Annotated in this window: 20 protein-coding genes and 1 other annotated feature; of the genes, 19 read left to right on the forward strand and 1 reads right to left on the reverse strand. The window is 48.5% G+C overall.

Features of this window, described 5'->3' with window-relative positions:
- The first annotated feature begins 112 nt into the window (after positions 1 to 112).
- Genes rpmG through EKM75_RS04555 form a run of 6 tightly spaced genes read left to right on the forward strand, consistent with a single transcriptional unit; the run spans position 113 to position 3263 of the window.
- A complete protein-coding gene (gene rpmG, locus EKM75_RS04530; protein ID WP_011667723.1) occupies positions 113 to 262 on the forward strand; it encodes a 50S ribosomal protein L33 in 150 nt (49 codons plus the stop codon).
- A 58-nt stretch (positions 263 to 320) separates the two neighbouring features.
- Positions 321 to 872 (forward strand): 5-formyltetrahydrofolate cyclo-ligase, encoded by a 552-nt coding sequence (locus EKM75_RS04535; protein ID WP_125692480.1) that lies wholly within the window; start codon positions 321 to 323, stop codon positions 870 to 872.
- Positions 873 to 887: 15 nt separating this feature from the next.
- Complete coding sequence (locus EKM75_RS04540) at positions 888 to 1568, forward strand: rhomboid family intramembrane serine protease (RefSeq protein WP_125692482.1); 681 nt, start codon at positions 888 to 890, stop codon at positions 1566 to 1568.
- A 42-nt stretch (positions 1569 to 1610) separates the two neighbouring features.
- A complete protein-coding gene (locus tag EKM75_RS04545; protein WP_125683344.1) occupies positions 1611 to 1841 on the forward strand; it encodes a YqgQ family protein in 231 nt (76 codons plus the stop codon).
- A gap of 4 nt (positions 1842 to 1845) precedes the next feature.
- A complete protein-coding gene (locus EKM75_RS04550; protein ID WP_125692484.1) occupies positions 1846 to 2817 on the forward strand; it encodes an ROK family glucokinase in 972 nt (323 codons plus the stop codon).
- A 29-nt stretch (positions 2818 to 2846) separates the two neighbouring features.
- Positions 2847 to 3263 (forward strand): rhodanese-like domain-containing protein, encoded by a 417-nt coding sequence (locus EKM75_RS04555; RefSeq protein ID WP_125692486.1) that lies wholly within the window; start codon positions 2847 to 2849, stop codon positions 3261 to 3263.
- A 107-nt stretch (positions 3264 to 3370) separates the two neighbouring features.
- On the opposite strand, the gene EKM75_RS04560 is transcribed toward EKM75_RS04555, so the two are convergent.
- Entirely contained in the window at positions 3371 to 3547 is a 177-nt protein-coding gene (locus tag EKM75_RS04560) for a DUF3042 family protein (RefSeq protein WP_125692488.1), read from the reverse strand.
- A gap of 151 nt (positions 3548 to 3698) precedes the next feature.
- Between EKM75_RS04560 and EKM75_RS04565 the strand changes: the two genes are divergently transcribed.
- The 13 genes from EKM75_RS04565 (at position 3699) to efp (ending at position 14254) form a co-directional block, all read left to right on the forward strand.
- Positions 3699 to 4448 (forward strand): glycerophosphodiester phosphodiesterase, encoded by a 750-nt coding sequence (locus EKM75_RS04565; RefSeq protein WP_125692490.1) that lies wholly within the window; start codon positions 3699 to 3701, stop codon positions 4446 to 4448.
- A 2-nt stretch (positions 4449 to 4450) separates the two neighbouring features.
- On the forward strand, positions 4451 to 5368 hold the full coding sequence (gene miaA / locus EKM75_RS04570; RefSeq protein ID WP_125692492.1) for a tRNA (adenosine(37)-N6)-dimethylallyltransferase MiaA: 918 nt from the start codon (positions 4451 to 4453) through the stop codon (positions 5366 to 5368).
- Between the two features lie 122 nt (positions 5369 to 5490).
- The gene (locus EKM75_RS04575; RefSeq protein ID WP_125692494.1) at positions 5491 to 5877 is read left to right on the forward strand and encodes a MerR family transcriptional regulator; all 387 of its coding nucleotides are present in this window, start codon (positions 5491 to 5493) and stop codon (positions 5875 to 5877) included.
- Between the two features lie 44 nt (positions 5878 to 5921).
- Entirely contained in the window at positions 5922 to 7262 is a 1341-nt protein-coding gene (glnA, locus tag EKM75_RS04580; protein ID WP_125683359.1) for a type I glutamate--ammonia ligase, read from the forward strand.
- A 704-nt stretch (positions 7263 to 7966) separates the two neighbouring features.
- The gene (locus tag EKM75_RS04585) at positions 7967 to 8845 is read left to right on the forward strand and encodes an exonuclease SbcC (protein WP_125692496.1); all 879 of its coding nucleotides are present in this window, start codon (positions 7967 to 7969) and stop codon (positions 8843 to 8845) included.
- Complete coding sequence (locus tag EKM75_RS04590; protein ID WP_125692498.1) at positions 8838 to 9779, forward strand: hypothetical protein; 942 nt, start codon at positions 8838 to 8840, stop codon at positions 9777 to 9779. Before EKM75_RS04585 ends, EKM75_RS04590 begins: the two co-directional genes overlap by 8 nt.
- Before the next feature lie 13 nt (positions 9780 to 9792).
- Entirely contained in the window at positions 9793 to 10335 is a 543-nt protein-coding gene (locus tag EKM75_RS04595; protein WP_125692501.1) for a dUTPase, read from the forward strand.
- A gap of 38 nt (positions 10336 to 10373) precedes the next feature.
- Entirely contained in the window at positions 10374 to 11015 is a 642-nt protein-coding gene (locus tag EKM75_RS04600; protein WP_225426659.1) for a TetR/AcrR family transcriptional regulator, read from the forward strand.
- A 48-nt stretch (positions 11016 to 11063) separates the two neighbouring features.
- Positions 11064 to 11144 (forward strand) — a sequence feature (ribosomal protein L21 leader region).
- Between the two features lie 20 nt (positions 11145 to 11164).
- A complete protein-coding gene (rplU, locus tag EKM75_RS04605; RefSeq protein ID WP_011667708.1) occupies positions 11165 to 11473 on the forward strand; it encodes a 50S ribosomal protein L21 in 309 nt (102 codons plus the stop codon).
- Positions 11474 to 11500: 27 nt separating this feature from the next.
- Positions 11501 to 11839, forward strand: coding sequence for a ribosomal-processing cysteine protease Prp (locus EKM75_RS04610; protein WP_125692503.1), 339 nt, complete (start codon positions 11501 to 11503; stop codon positions 11837 to 11839).
- A gap of 24 nt (positions 11840 to 11863) precedes the next feature.
- Positions 11864 to 12157: a 50S ribosomal protein L27 gene (gene rpmA / locus EKM75_RS04615; RefSeq protein WP_269801535.1), complete on the forward strand. Its 294-nt coding sequence runs from the start codon at positions 11864 to 11866 to the stop codon at positions 12155 to 12157.
- 394 nt (positions 12158 to 12551) lie between these two features.
- Complete coding sequence (locus tag EKM75_RS04620; protein ID WP_125692505.1) at positions 12552 to 13616, forward strand: M24 family metallopeptidase; 1065 nt, start codon at positions 12552 to 12554, stop codon at positions 13614 to 13616.
- Positions 13617 to 13693: 77 nt separating this feature from the next.
- Complete coding sequence (gene efp / locus EKM75_RS04625; protein WP_125683371.1) at positions 13694 to 14254, forward strand: elongation factor P; 561 nt, start codon at positions 13694 to 13696, stop codon at positions 14252 to 14254.
- The last annotated feature ends 8 nt before the right edge of the window (positions 14255 to 14262 follow it).

The raw sequence follows: 14262 nt of genomic DNA on the forward strand, positions 1-14262 counted from the left end.
TTTCCTTAACATATTTGAGATTATGACTGGTAATTGCCACGGATTAATGGTAATATATTACGAGTTAAGGGCTCTAGCCTGTAATTTTGAATAAGTTGGGAGGTTACCCACAATGCGTGTACACATCACTTTAGAATGTACAGAATGCCACGAACGCAATTACTTATCCAGCAAGAACCGGCGTAATAACCCGGACCGGGTTGAATTTAAGAAATACTGCCCACGTGACCGGAAAGTAACTTTGCATCGTGAAACTAAGTAAGGTACGGGCGAGAGTCCGCACCTTTTTTTATTGAAATTTTTCTACAAGGGGGTAAACCATGCCAACAAAATCTGAACTGCGGCAACAAACCATTCAGACCCTGAAGATGATGCCCGATGAGCAACGTCAAGCAGCGTCAGCCGACCTGTATCAACAGTTATTCGCCAGTGACTACTGGCAGACAGCCCACACGGTTGCGACGACCGTCAGTGGGGACTTCGAATTGGCGACGCAACCTATTATTGAGCGGGCTCACGCTGAAGGCAAGACGATTGCGGTCCCTGAGACGCTGCCTAAGCGACAGATGGCGTTTCACGTTCTCGATGGTCAGACGCAGTTAGCGCGAACGAAATTCGGCCTGTTAGAGCCAACCAACGGGATGATCGTGGCGCCGGCGGAGTTTGAACTGATCATCGTTCCTGGACTGGTCTTCGCACCGACGGGAGAACGGTTAGGCTTTGGCGGCGGCTACTATGACCGCTACTTGCCACGGACGACAGGGGCTAAGGTGGCGTTAGCGTTGCCGGCTCAGCAGATCCAACAAGCGAGTTGGCAGGTGGAACCCTTTGATGTTATCCTAGATGCGGTTTTGAACGCAGCGGTAAAGTAGAAAGGAAGCCTGACGGTGTCACAAATTAAATATCGATTGCATCGCTGGAATCAGTATCCGTTCATGACGGTGGGCCTAATTGCCATTATGGTGCTCGTCTACGGTGCCATGACGGTGTCTGGCGGCAGTACGAACGTCAACGTCTTAATTACTTATGGCGCCAAGGTGAACGCCCTGATTCAACAGGGAGAGTGGTGGCGACTTGCCACCCCAATGTTTTTACACATCGGGTTCACTCACATCCTAATGAACATGATCACGCTGTACTTCGTCGGGATGCAGATTGAAGCGGCGTTTGGTCATACGAGATTCTTAGTGATGTTCTTAGTTTCTGGCATTGGGGGCAATATCGCGAGTTTCTGTTTCTCGGACAGCCTTTCTGCCGGTGCTAGTACGGCCATCTTTGGCCTGTTTGGGGCGTTCATGATGCTGGGGGAATCCTTCTGGCAAAACCCCGTGATCAGTCAACTTGCGCGGACTTTCATGGCCTTTGTGGTGATGAACATTGCCTTTGATGTGTTCACGCCAGGAATCGATCTGGCGGGGCATATCGGCGGGTTAGCTGTTGGCTTTTTGGTAGCGTATACAGTTGGCGTTCCCAGAATTGGTCGAGTTAGCCCAGTTAAACGTGTCGTGGCAACGGTTGTTCTGATCGGTGGATTGGTCTGGTTGTATTTACACGGTATGGCCCAGTAAACAACGAAAAGTCTCGTGCAATTTTACGGAGGTTGTGGCACAATGAAAACGTTATATGATGTCCAGCAGCTACTAAAACAATTCGGAATTTATGTGTACATTGGCAAGCGCCTTTGGGACATTGAGGTCATGGCATTGGAATTGGATCACCTCCGGCAAGCCCGCGTGGTGGATGATAAAACCTTTGTTCAGGCTAAGATTGTTTTGACACATGAACACCGCTTAGAGGAACAACGAGCAAAAATTAAACACCAATCCATTGGAGGGATTTAGAGTTATGGCACGGAATTTAATTGGAATCGATTTGGGTGGAACGACCACGAAAATGGCCTTCCTCTCAACTAATGGGGACATCCTCACAAAGTGGAGCATTCCGACCGATATTAAGGATGAGGGCAGTCACATCGTTCCAAATATCATTGATTCGATCAACCAACACATTACGAACTCAGAATTTAGCAAGGATGATTTTCTGGGAATTGGTATGGGGACGCCAGGTTCCGTCGATATTGAAAACGGAACGGTTATCGGTGCCTTTAATTTAAACTGGAAGAAACGGCAACAAGTTCGTGACCAGATTCAAGCCGGAATTGGTCTGCAGTTCATCTTAGATAATGATGCAAACGTTGCTTCATTGGGTGAATACTGGAAGGGTGCCGGTGAAAAGGACAAGGACGTTGTCTTTGTTACCTTAGGAACTGGTGTCGGCGGTGGGGTCATCGCTGGTGGCCACCTTTTGCACGGTATCAATGGTGGTGCTGGTGAATTGGGCCACGTGACGGTTCAACCCAATGGGTACCTGTGTACTTGTGGGAAGCGGGGCTGTCTTGAACAGTACGCCTCTGCAACTGGGGTCGTCCACGTCGCTGCTGACATGGCCAAGGACTTCATGGGAACATCTCGTTTGAAGGAAATGGAAGACAATCAAGAAAGTGTTACGTCTAAGATGGTCTTCTACCTGGCTGATAACGGTGATATTTTGGCTAACCAAGTGGTTGATCGGGTGACCTTCTACTTAGGTTTGGCATTGGCTAACGTAGCCAACATTTTGAATCCAGCTAACATCATCATTGGTGGTGGGGTGTCCAACGCTGGTAACACGTTGTTACAACCAACGACGCGTTACTTCCAAGAAAACGCCTTTCCAGCAGTGCGGGATTCAACCAAGATACGTTTAGCCCAATTGGGTAACGACGCTGGGGTTATCGGTGCCGCTTCATTGGCTTTGCGTTTTCAAAAGACTAATTAAGTAAGTCGTTAAGGAAGGAAGATTTGGTTTTGGTTATTGGAGATAGCGGTCTTTCAGCGTGGACGGTCTATGGAATCGTCCTCCTGGTCTTAATTGTTGGCTGGGCAGCATGGCAGGGTGTGACGATTATGCGTCGCAACCGGGTTGCCACAGTCATTGATGAGGAGACCTTCCAAGCAGGGATGCGTAAGGCACAGGTTGTCGACTTACGTGAGAAAAAGGATTTTGATGCGGGCCACATTTTGGGTTCCCGGAACATTCCTTACTCAACGTTTAAGACTTACCATCATCAATTGCGTGCGGACTTACCCGTTTACTTATACGATTCAGGGAAGGCCCTCAGTACGCGGGCTGCCTTGGTCCTCAGTAAGGAAGGCTTTCAGGATATTTCGATCCTGAAGACGGGTTACACACGTTGGCAAGGAAAGACTAAGAAGACTAAATAGTGTAACTTAAAAAAGGTATCACGGATTTTTCCGTGATACCTTTTTATGATGGTTGAGCCAAAAACCCAATCAGTCTTTCTGAGGCGAGATTTTTCTGGTTAAAACGATTAGTTATGGTGTGCAGCGTGACTCTTGCGGTTGGCACGCTTCCGGTTTTCTTCAAACCGGGCCTCTTGATCCTCAATTGGTTCAACGACCTTCTTCTTGAAGGAAAAGACCGCGCCAGCAACGGCACTTGCAGTCGCAATAACGCCAAATAAGAAACCTTTTGTGAAGTGCTTCATATCACTCGACTCCCATCGTTTAAGAATTTAAGTTATCCGCTTCCATTATGCTTGTTTTTTAAGTAAATTGCTAGCAATTTGCGGCGAAAATCGGGGATTCTGTGGTAACCTGAAAGAAGATAGAATTCAAAGCGGAAGGAAGGCATTTGCCTTGTTTAAACGACCACTGACTCAAATCATTGCCCACCGGGGAAGTAAAGGCACTCGCCCGGAAAATACGCTGTCCGCTTTTCAAGCGGCTATCGACGCTGGGGCGGATGGCATCGAAACGGATGTGCAACTTACCCGCGACCATCAGCTGGTCATTATGCACGATGAGCGCGTCGATCGGACAACGGACGGGACCGGTTACCTTAAGGATTTCACGTTGGCAGAGCTCAAAGACTTGGATGCTGGACACTTTTTTAGTCCCGAGTATGCTGGGACACCGGTTCCTACTCTGGATGAAGTGATTCAACTCCTGATTCGGAACGACTTTCAGGGGGTCTTTAACCTCGAGTTGAAGACCAATAAGATTCCGTATCCTGGGATCGAACAACGGTTAGCCGGCTATTTTCAGCGACAGTCCGTTCCGTTTCGGGTGGTCTTTTCTAGCTTTCGGGCGAAGTCACTGATTACACTGCGGGCACTGTACCCGGAGGCGGAGTATGCCAAATTATTTAAAACCGCGGGACAGCAGGCTCGCCGGATGCAACGCCGACATCAGGTGGGCGCTTTGCACCCGGATATTCACTGGGTCAAAGCGAATCGGTTTTGGCTACCACACGTGCAATTACGGCCCTGGACGGTCAACAACGAGGCAGATATGACGTACTGTTTTCGGCATCACTTTGCGGGGATGTTCACCGATTATCCGGCCAGAGCGGTTGCCGTACGTGCGGAAATACAAGGAGAATCTTAACTATGGAAAAAGTGTTAGCAATCGTGGGACCAACAGCGGTGGGGAAGACGGCACTGTCGATCCGCTTGGCCCAGCAATTTAACGGTGAAATTATTTCGGGTGACTCCATGCAAGTGTATCGGCACTTAGACATTGGCACGGCGAAGGCCACGGCTGAGGAACAAGCGCAAGCACCGCATCACTTGATTGATGTTCGCAACGTCGACCAGCAATTTACGGTCGCACAGTTTGTGGTGGCTGCTCAGAAATTGATTCAAGAGATTACGGACCGCGGCCACTTACCGATCATTGCTGGTGGGACGGGCTTTTATTTACAAGCTCTGTTTGATGGCTTGAAGCTGGGCGCAGAGGCTCCCGGAGACCCAGCAATCCGTGAACAGCTGCGGTCGGTGGCCAATGAGCAAGGTCCCCAGTACCTCTGGCAACGGTTGGCGGAAAAAGATCCGGTAGCGGCGGCTAAGATTCCGGTCACCAACGTTCGCCGGACAGTGCGAGCACTGGAAGTTATCCAGGTAACGGGTAAGCTCTTTTCTAATCAGGGGGATGCTGGTGCCCAATATGATGAATGCTACCTGGCACTGAATACGGACCGGAAACGTTTGTACGATCGAATCAATCAGCGGGTTGATTTGATGGTACAGGCGGGTCTGTTGGATGAGGTGCGTTGGTTGGCAGCACAAGGTGGTACGGCTTTACCGGCTGCCACTGGGATTGGTTACCGCGAACTGTTACCGATAATTGATCAACCAGCAGCATATCCAGCGGCAATCGACCAGATTAAGCAAGATTCTCGGCACTACGCCAAACGTCAGCTGACGTGGTTCCGTAATCAGACGACCGCTACTTGGTATGATTTAGTGCAACATCCTGCTGAATTTGAACAGATTACCCAACAAGTGACTGCCTGGATAAGTTGTTAATTCTTACGATTAATTAAAGAACTAACTTTTTTGGCCCTTCATGTTAGAAAATGTAACATGAAGCCTTGACTCCCGTTCTCAGGGTGGTATGATTACCCCATAGTTAAAGGGGGCCAGTAGTGATGAAGGAAAAAGAATTGCGGCGTTCATTGGCCGTGTTGCCAATGGGAACCGTTATGAAACTGACGAGCTTGACGGCTCGACAGATTCGCTACTATGAAGCTCAAGACCTGGTATTCCCACAACGCAGCGACGGCAACCGGCGAATGTATTCGCTTAACGACGTTGACCGGTTACTGGAGATCAAGGATTACTTGGCCGATGGTGTCAATGTGGCGGGAATCAAAGCAATCTACAACCAGCAGCAACGTGCTGCCCAGGAGAAGAAATCCGCTGAGAGCCAGCCGCTAACGGATGATGATGTCCGGCGAATTTTACAGGACGAATTCATTCGGCAGGGGGGCCTCGGTCACCCGGCACCAGGGATTCAGCAACAACGACCCTTTTAAACCACAGGTAATGAGACGCTAAAAACTAACAGGGAGCGATTTTAATGGCAAAACGGGACTATTCAAAAGATGATATTCGTCAAATGGCGAAGGATGAAAACGTCAAGTTTCTTCGTCTGATGTTCACCGACTTGTTCGGGACAATCAAGAACGTCGAAGTACCAATCAGCCAACTCGGTAAGTTGCTTGATAACAAGCTAATGTTTGATGGTTCTTCAATTGACGGGTTCGTCCGCATTGAAGAAAGTGACATGTACCTGTACCCGGACCTTTCCACGTGGATGATTTTCCCATGGAGTACGGAACGGGGTAAAATCGCTCGGGTTATTTGTGAGGTTTACACGACTGATGGGAAACCATTTGAAGGGGACCCACGGAACAACTTGATCCGGGTTCTTAACGACATGCGTAAGGCGGGCTTTACCGACTTTAACATTGGACCAGAACCTGAATTCTTCTTGTTCAAGATGGATGAAAATGGCAAGCCAACGACTGAACTCAACGACAAGGGGAGCTACTTCGATATGGCCCCAATGGACTTGGGCGAAAACTGCCGGCGTGAAATCGTCTTGACCTTGGAAGAAATGGGCTTTGACGTTGAAGCAGCGCACCATGAAGTGGCGCCTGGCCAACATGAAATTGACTTTAAGTATGCCGACGCATTGACTGCGGCCGACAACATTCAAACCTTTAAATTAGTTGTGAAGACCATTGCGCGGAAGTACGGCCTCTACGCAACGTTCATGCCAAAACCTTTGGCTGGTATCAACGGCTCGGGGATGCATTTGAACATGTCACTCTTCCATGACAAGGGGAACGCCTTCTTCGATGAAAAGGGTAAGATGCAATTGTCAGAAGACGCTTACCATTTCTTGGGTGGCTTGATGAAGCATGCCCGGAGCTTCACGGCTATCTGCAACCCAATCGTTAACAGTTACAAGCGCTTAGTTCCTGGCTACGAAGCACCCGTTTACGTTGCTTGGTCTGGCTCTAACCGGTCACCATTGATTCGAGTACCAAACTCCCGTGGTTTGTCCACCCGTTTGGAAGTTCGGAGTGTGGACCCAGCTGCTAACCCATACTTGGCTATCGCTGCCATGTTGGAAGCTGGTCTTGATGGGTTACGGAATAAGTTGGCGCCACAAGAGGCTGTCGACCGGAACATTTACCGGATGGATGCCGAAGAACGTCAGGAAAACCATATTACGAACTTACCAGATACCTTGCACAACGCCTTGAAGGACTTAGCTGCCGACGACGTCATGCGTGGGGCCATGGGTAAGCACTTGTTCCAAAGCTTCATCGAAGCCAAGAACTTGGAATACAACTCTTACCGGACACAGGTTTCTCAATGGGAACGTGACCAGTACTTGGAATTGTACTAAAAATCAAAAGATAAACAGCCTGGATGAACTTAAATACATTCGGGAGTGTGGGCACGCTGAGAGTGAAAAGGTTGGTAGTTAATGGCCGGCTAGAACACGTTTCAGCAATAGCAATTGGAAGAGCCTGAGAGGTGATCTCAGGCTTTTTTGTTGGTTGAGTGCTGAATACTTGGCAACTTAGTGTGGTCTTCCGCCTTACCAGCAGCCAGATATGGGCTGGAACGGTGCGGACACAACTTGAAGCCTCGAAAGCCCCGAGTCTACAAGCTTGGTCTTCTGCTAAGTCAGTAGGAAAAGACGCCTACTAACTAAGCAGAACGACGCGCCTGAGCCCATATCTGGCTGCCTCTCGGCCTACACAGTGTTCTATTGTCAATCAACGAGGCTGTTAGGAGTGGTTCAACTAAACCTCTGTCAGCGGTATTCGTGTTACACCACTATTAGAGCCGGAATCCCTGGCCTCCGGAGCGCTTAGTTAGTGGTCAAAAGTATTTATCGGCTCATGGGTTAGCACCATAAATTGGAGAATATTTGTCTTCAAATGGTCGTAATTTTTAAGTAGTTTGGGGTTTGGGTTAAAAATTTCGTGGTTTTCACGTGAAATTCCTGCAAACTGCTTTATTCTGTGCGGATTTTTGGTAACATGAAGCTATAACCAAATGTTCACGGCAAGCGCTAGAGAACATCAGAATGAGGGATAATTCATGGATAATCAAGAACAACAAGCTAGTGCAGCCGATGTCTTAACGCAGGCAATCGCAAGTAAACTCGATTACTTAAGTACGTTGCAGGCTGCGGTTCAGCACGGCGATGACCGACAAGTTTACGAACTGCTTGACCAAGTTCGCTATTATGAAGAAGTTAAAAAGACCCGTTCGACACGGTCAGTGAACCACTTAGCTGAATTAGTCGACAATATTCACCCCCAAATCGCACACTATTTAAGTGATAAGTTGATCGATTACTTGGGGCACATTTACCCATTTTTCTACTACGAAGAATACACGACGGGCCTGTTCCATATCTACTTTGGAAACTGGTGGGACCGGCGTTTATTTGGGGACCTGGACGTCATCAACGTTCGTTTTGATTTTGATAAGACTGAATATCAAAAGTTGCGGGATTCATTTGCCCTGGAAAGCCAAAATCAACGGCTCAACACAGCAAAAATTGAATCCATCTCTGCTGAAAGCGAACAGTTACAAAATTTAGTTGATGCTCAAGCAACGCGGGACAACCAAAAGTCCGAGTTACGAGACCAATTAAAAGAAAATAGTGGCAAGAGTAGCCTGCCTTGGGATTCTGGTAAGCTGAAAGATGAACGTCAACGGATCATTGATCAATTGACCAAGCTCGCTGACGAGGATGAAAAGGCCCTGAACGCTCACAAGTTAATCAAAGCCAATGACGACAAGATTTTGGTGCTGTCTAAGGAAGACACCATCCTGAACTACGAAAAGCAAAGTATTCGGGATTCCTTCGATGATTTCGAACACTTCGAGGCTCACAACGCCAGTCTGTACGCTGATTACCTAAATAGTTTATTAGGCAAGAGCGAGGGTGAGGTGACTGTCGATGATTAATGAAAATGATCCATCAACGTTGACTACGAGTGGTCGACTGGTCAACTATAATGACGCAATTAAGTCGGGGCTAGAGACTGGCTTGAAGTTTACCCAGTTAATGGACCAACTGATTAAAACGAACGATGCTGACAAATTGGTGGCAGCCGCGACCGAGTTAGCTAATTTTACGTTGGACTCCGACTTTGTGACGTTCCCTCACCAATACAGCAACGCAGATTACTACCTGCTATTCATGTCACGGATGTTGGAACTCCATGACCAGGGGAAGAACGTTATCCTACAATCTCGTGATCACAGAGAAGAACTGACACAGCAATTGACGCCACTGGGTGACCGGGGAACGTTCAACTTCCGGGTTGAATCTTCCGAGAATGGCGGTGTCTTCTACCGGGAACGCGCCACAGGGCAGTCCCTGTTCTACCTGAACCTGGAACGGAAGATGTTCCGGTTTAACAGCCACGCCTTGACCCAGTTATTTATCATCGATTTGCACGATACGGTGCCGGCAGAAACGGTCAAGACGTCCGTGAAAATTCTCTTAGACTTTGCTCGTTACTTAAAAGAAGATTACGGTTATTCCGTAGACTTCAACATCTTGGATGCTGCCAATCGTCAGAACTACGCCGTGCGTTCAGCTGATTTGCCGGCGGGTGTGGTTGACCGGTTGTTTGTGACCGCTGCCAAGAATGACTACATGCTGACCAACGGAGTCAACGGCAACGGCGCTGAAATTCAACTCGATAAGGGTGTGGTTGTAGATATCTTCAATAACCAACTCGAAGGACAACCAGAATGGGTCATGACGGTCCACGACGATGAACAGAAGATTTCTTGGTTTGACGTGCTCCTGAAATACCCATTCATGCGCGATTGGTACTTAGAAGACCTTACGGATTTAGAGATTGCCTCAGATCCCTTGATTTTTGCATAGGAGGATTCCCAGCGTGTTAGAGTTAGCCAAATTAGTGCAACAATCGATTGCTTTGGACGAACAGATTACTGCTGATCGTGATATTGAAATGACGCGCAAGAGTCAGATTGAAAATGCTTACGTGGCTTTAGATGTGGAATTGGCAGAAGTGGCCAATACCTCTGAATGGTTTAAGGTTTGGAAGACGCACCGCGGAAAAGCTGACGACGGTCAGACGCCCGCTGAAACGTTATTGACGGAGTACACGGATGCCATGGACTTCTTTTTCCTGGTAGCGGCTAAGAAGACTTGGACGCATTTGATCATGTTGACGGAAGAGGACCTAACGACGTTGGAAAGTAGTCGGCCCGCCAAGGATCTTGACCAACAGTATTTGATTTTAAAACGAATGCTGTTTAACAGTCATTTTGCCCACCGGCAGGAAGATTTTCGTCACGCATGGCGGCTCTTCTTGAAGTGGGGGTTCGTTGATTTTGGTTTTAAACAAGACCAGATTCAAGCGGCCTATGAAGCCAAACGCCAGGTCAATTTAGACCGGCAAGCACATAACTATTAATTCGGAAGCTAGTCCGCTATCATAAGGGCTAGCTTTTTGTGCACGAGAAGGGAGTGACCATCATCAGTCAGACGGATCCACGGGTGGTGCGGACGAATGAGCGCCTGAGAATGGCATTGAGCCACCTGTTAAAACAAAATTCTTTGAAGCAAATTTCCGTTCAAAAGTTAACACAGACGGCGGAGATTACACGAGGGACGTTCTACTTACACTATCAAGACAAGGTTGATTTTTTTGAGCAGACTGAGCAGCAGGTAATCGACGAGTGGTTGGCAGCCGCTAAGACCACGTTAGCTCCCAATGGGGAACCCGTGAGTGGTTTCGCGTTGGGACCAGCGTTGCGGTTTGCGGACGACCATCATCAGATTCTAGCCGTTCTGCTGCACCCGCAGTTCACACAATTTCGCCCACGACTGGTTCAACGGTTCGAACGGGAGTTAGCACAGTTTGGTGAGCAGGTCGAACGACTGAATAATGAGCCACCGTTGGACGTGCAGGTGACCTTCCTAGCCACAGCATTTATCGGCTTAGTGCAACATTGGTTGCGTGATGATCGCCGGTACCGGCCGGATTATTTGGCAAATTCTTTTTACCAAATGATCACGCCGGAAACCATGCCAGTAGCGGCCTGGTTTGCTCCGGTAGGACTAGATCTGACGGTTGGTGTAGAAAAAGCTTGACGTGGCTGACCCCATCAAGTATAATTTTCATGTTGTATTTGTGGACTTCCACAGCTGCAACCGCTCGGGACAAGTTAGTTAAGATTTCCGCTTGCGGAGCACTTGTTTTCGGCGAGTCTAAGTCTAAATATATAAGGAGGTGCACATACATGTACGCAATTATCGTAACTGGTGGCAAGCAGTACAAGGTCGAAGCAGGCCAAGCTGTTTATGTCGAAAAGTTGAACGTTGAAGCTGGTGAAAAGGTTACTTTTGACCAAGTTGTCTTTGTCGGTGGCGACACGCCTAAGATTGGGACACCAACTGTTGCAGGTGCAACTGTTACCGGAACTGTTGAAAAGCAGGGTCTGGAAAAGAAGGTTGTTACTTTCAAGTACAAGGCCAAGAAGGGCCAACATACGAAGAAGGGTCACCGTCAACCATACACTAAGGTTGTCGTTGATGCTATCAACGCTTAAGCCTAAAGATTAAGAGAGGCGATCTCGATGATTCACGCGACGTTCCATCATGGAGCTAACCGAATCGATTCATTCCAAATCACTGGCCACGCTGACTCAGGTGAGTATGGTCAAGATATTGTTTGTGCTGCGGTTTCGGTGCTTACGATTACGACGGTCAATGCTCTACAACGAATCGCTGAGATTCCAATAGAGGTTGACAATCGTGATCAGGAAGGTGGTTATCTGGAAGTCCACCTTCCACCAAAGCTGGAAGCAACGACCGAATTAAAGGGACAAACACTCCTCCAGAGTTTTGCGGATGGGTTAAGAGATGTCGCCACAAATTACGCGGATTATATTCAATTCGCTGAAACCAAAGATTGAAACGCGGAGGTGAAACTTATGCTGATGAACATGAACTTACAATTCTTCTCTCACCATAAAGGTGGTGGGTCTACTGCTAACGGTCGTGACTCTGCTGGTCGTCGTCTTGGGACGAAGGCTGCTGACGGTTCTACTGTTACCGGTGGTTCTATCCTTTACCGTCAACGTGGGACGCACATCTACCCTGGCTTGAACGTAGGCCGCGGTGGTGACGATACTCTGTTTGCTAAGGTTGCTGGCGTCGTTAAATTCGAACGTCTTGGCCGTGACAAGCGTCAAGTATCCGTATACCCAGTTGCAGAAGAAGCAGCTAAATAACACGAGGTTTTCCTCGTAACGACTGAAGAGCTTGAGGCGAGACCAATTCGCTTTGAGTTCTTCTTTTTTCGCCTTAAAATGGGGTGTCAGTGGGAAAATCGCGATGGCGTGTAATTGTTTATCGGTCACTTGGACGGCTGAGAAGTCGTGTATTGCTGACTGATGAAGAATAGCTACACTGGCTAATTGTGGTGAAACCTGTGTAAGCCGAGAGGTCGGCCATTCTGGGCTCAGGCGCCGCGTTGTTTTTGATCGTTTACGGCTTAGACCAAGACCGAGCTTTAAGACTTGTGGGTTTCAAGGCTTAAAGTTGTGGCGGCACCGTTCCAGCCCAGAATGGCCGACCGGTAAGGCGACTTCTCAAGTTTAAGGGAACAATTTCAAGGAGGCGGTCATGATGACTCGGATTGAACAGTTGCAGGCCAAGTTTGCTGACCTGAGTATCGATAGCTTTTTGGTTTCATCACCCAGCAACCAGCTGTATCTGGCTGGTGCGAGTGTCGAACCTGGTGACGGATATTTATTAGTGACGGCCAATTCGGCAGTCTTTGTGACTGATGCCCGCTATCAGAGTGAATTGGCGGAAACCATGCCAAACATACCACAAACAATCACCCGTAACTATTTGCAGGCCGTTGACGACGCCTTAGAGGCTGTTCACGCGACTGTATTGGGTATCGAGGATAGTTTGACCTTGGCCGAATTTGATTGGTTAGACGAGCACCTGATGACTGACATCGTGCCGATGGCTGGTGTAGTTGACGGGCTCCGTCAAATCAAGGAACCGACTGAGGTGGCCGCTCTTCGGCACGCCACGACCCTGACGAGTGAAGGACTGTTAGCTCTCTTTGATGTGCTCAAACCCGGGATGACTGAGCGGCAGGCTGCCCAGTGGCTCGAACGCTGGATGCAAGATCACGGTGCAACGGGCCCCAGTTTTGGGACCATCGTAGCTAGTGGAGAGCGTTCCGCCTGGCCACACGGACAAGCGAGCGACAAAGTGTTAGCTCACGGCGAACTCGTAACGGTTGATTGTGGTTTTTACGTGGATGGGTACACCTCTGATGTGACCCGGACGGTGGCCTTGGGCGATCCTGGCGAAATGTTGCGGACGGCTTACCAGGCCGTTCAAAGTGCCCAAGAAAAGATCATGGCAGCGGTTAAACCTGGCGTGACTGGCGGCCAACTGGATGCAATCGGTCGCAATTTCTTGACCGAACGCGGATTTGGTGAGGCGTTCATTCACGGAACCGGCCATGGAATTGGCTTGGACATTCACGAGGGACCGAACATTGGCCACGGTTGGCCAGACGTAATGACTGCTAACGAGGTCGTTACGGTAGAACCCGGTGTTTACTTTGCCGGCAAGGGTGGTATCAGAATTGAGGATGATTTATTGGTGACGCCAACCGGTCACGAAGTCCTGACGACGGTACCCCGGAATTTAATTATTCTGTAAGTGGCCCACGTATCTTGCTTTTTATGGGTAAGAATTGATATTATAAAGAGGACATATTTTAGGAGGCTGAACACATTATGGCAATTTCTACTGCTGATTTTAAAAACGGTTTAACTATTGAAGTCGATCACGCAATCTGGCGGATCATTGAATTCCAACACGTTAAGCCTGGTAAGGGTGGCGCTTTCGTTCGTTCAAAGCTTAAGAACTTACGGACGGGTGCCGTTCAAGAAAAGACTTTCCGTGCCGGTGCCAAGATGGAACGTGCTGATATCCAAACGCGTTCTATGCAATACCTGTACGAAGACGCCGACAACCGGGTCTTCATGGACACTGACAACTTCGAACAAATTGAAGTGCCAGATGATCAAATCAAGGATCAACTGCCATACTTACAAGAAAACATGAACGTTGACTTGGTTCAATTCAATTCCGAAGTCTTAGGAATCGAAGTACCAAACACCGTTGTCTTGGAAGTTACGGCTACTGAACCTGGTATCAAGGGAAACACCGCTTCTGGTGGTTCCAAGCCTGCTACCATGAACACTGGCTTAGTCGTACAAGTGCCATTCTTCGTTAACGAAGGCGACAAGCTCTCCATCAACACCACCGACGGCACGTACATTTCTCGCGCCTAGGTTTACCA

This window comes from Levilactobacillus tongjiangensis (assembly GCF_003946345.1).
GTDB classification, from domain to species: domain Bacteria; phylum Bacillota; class Bacilli; order Lactobacillales; family Lactobacillaceae; genus Levilactobacillus; species Levilactobacillus tongjiangensis.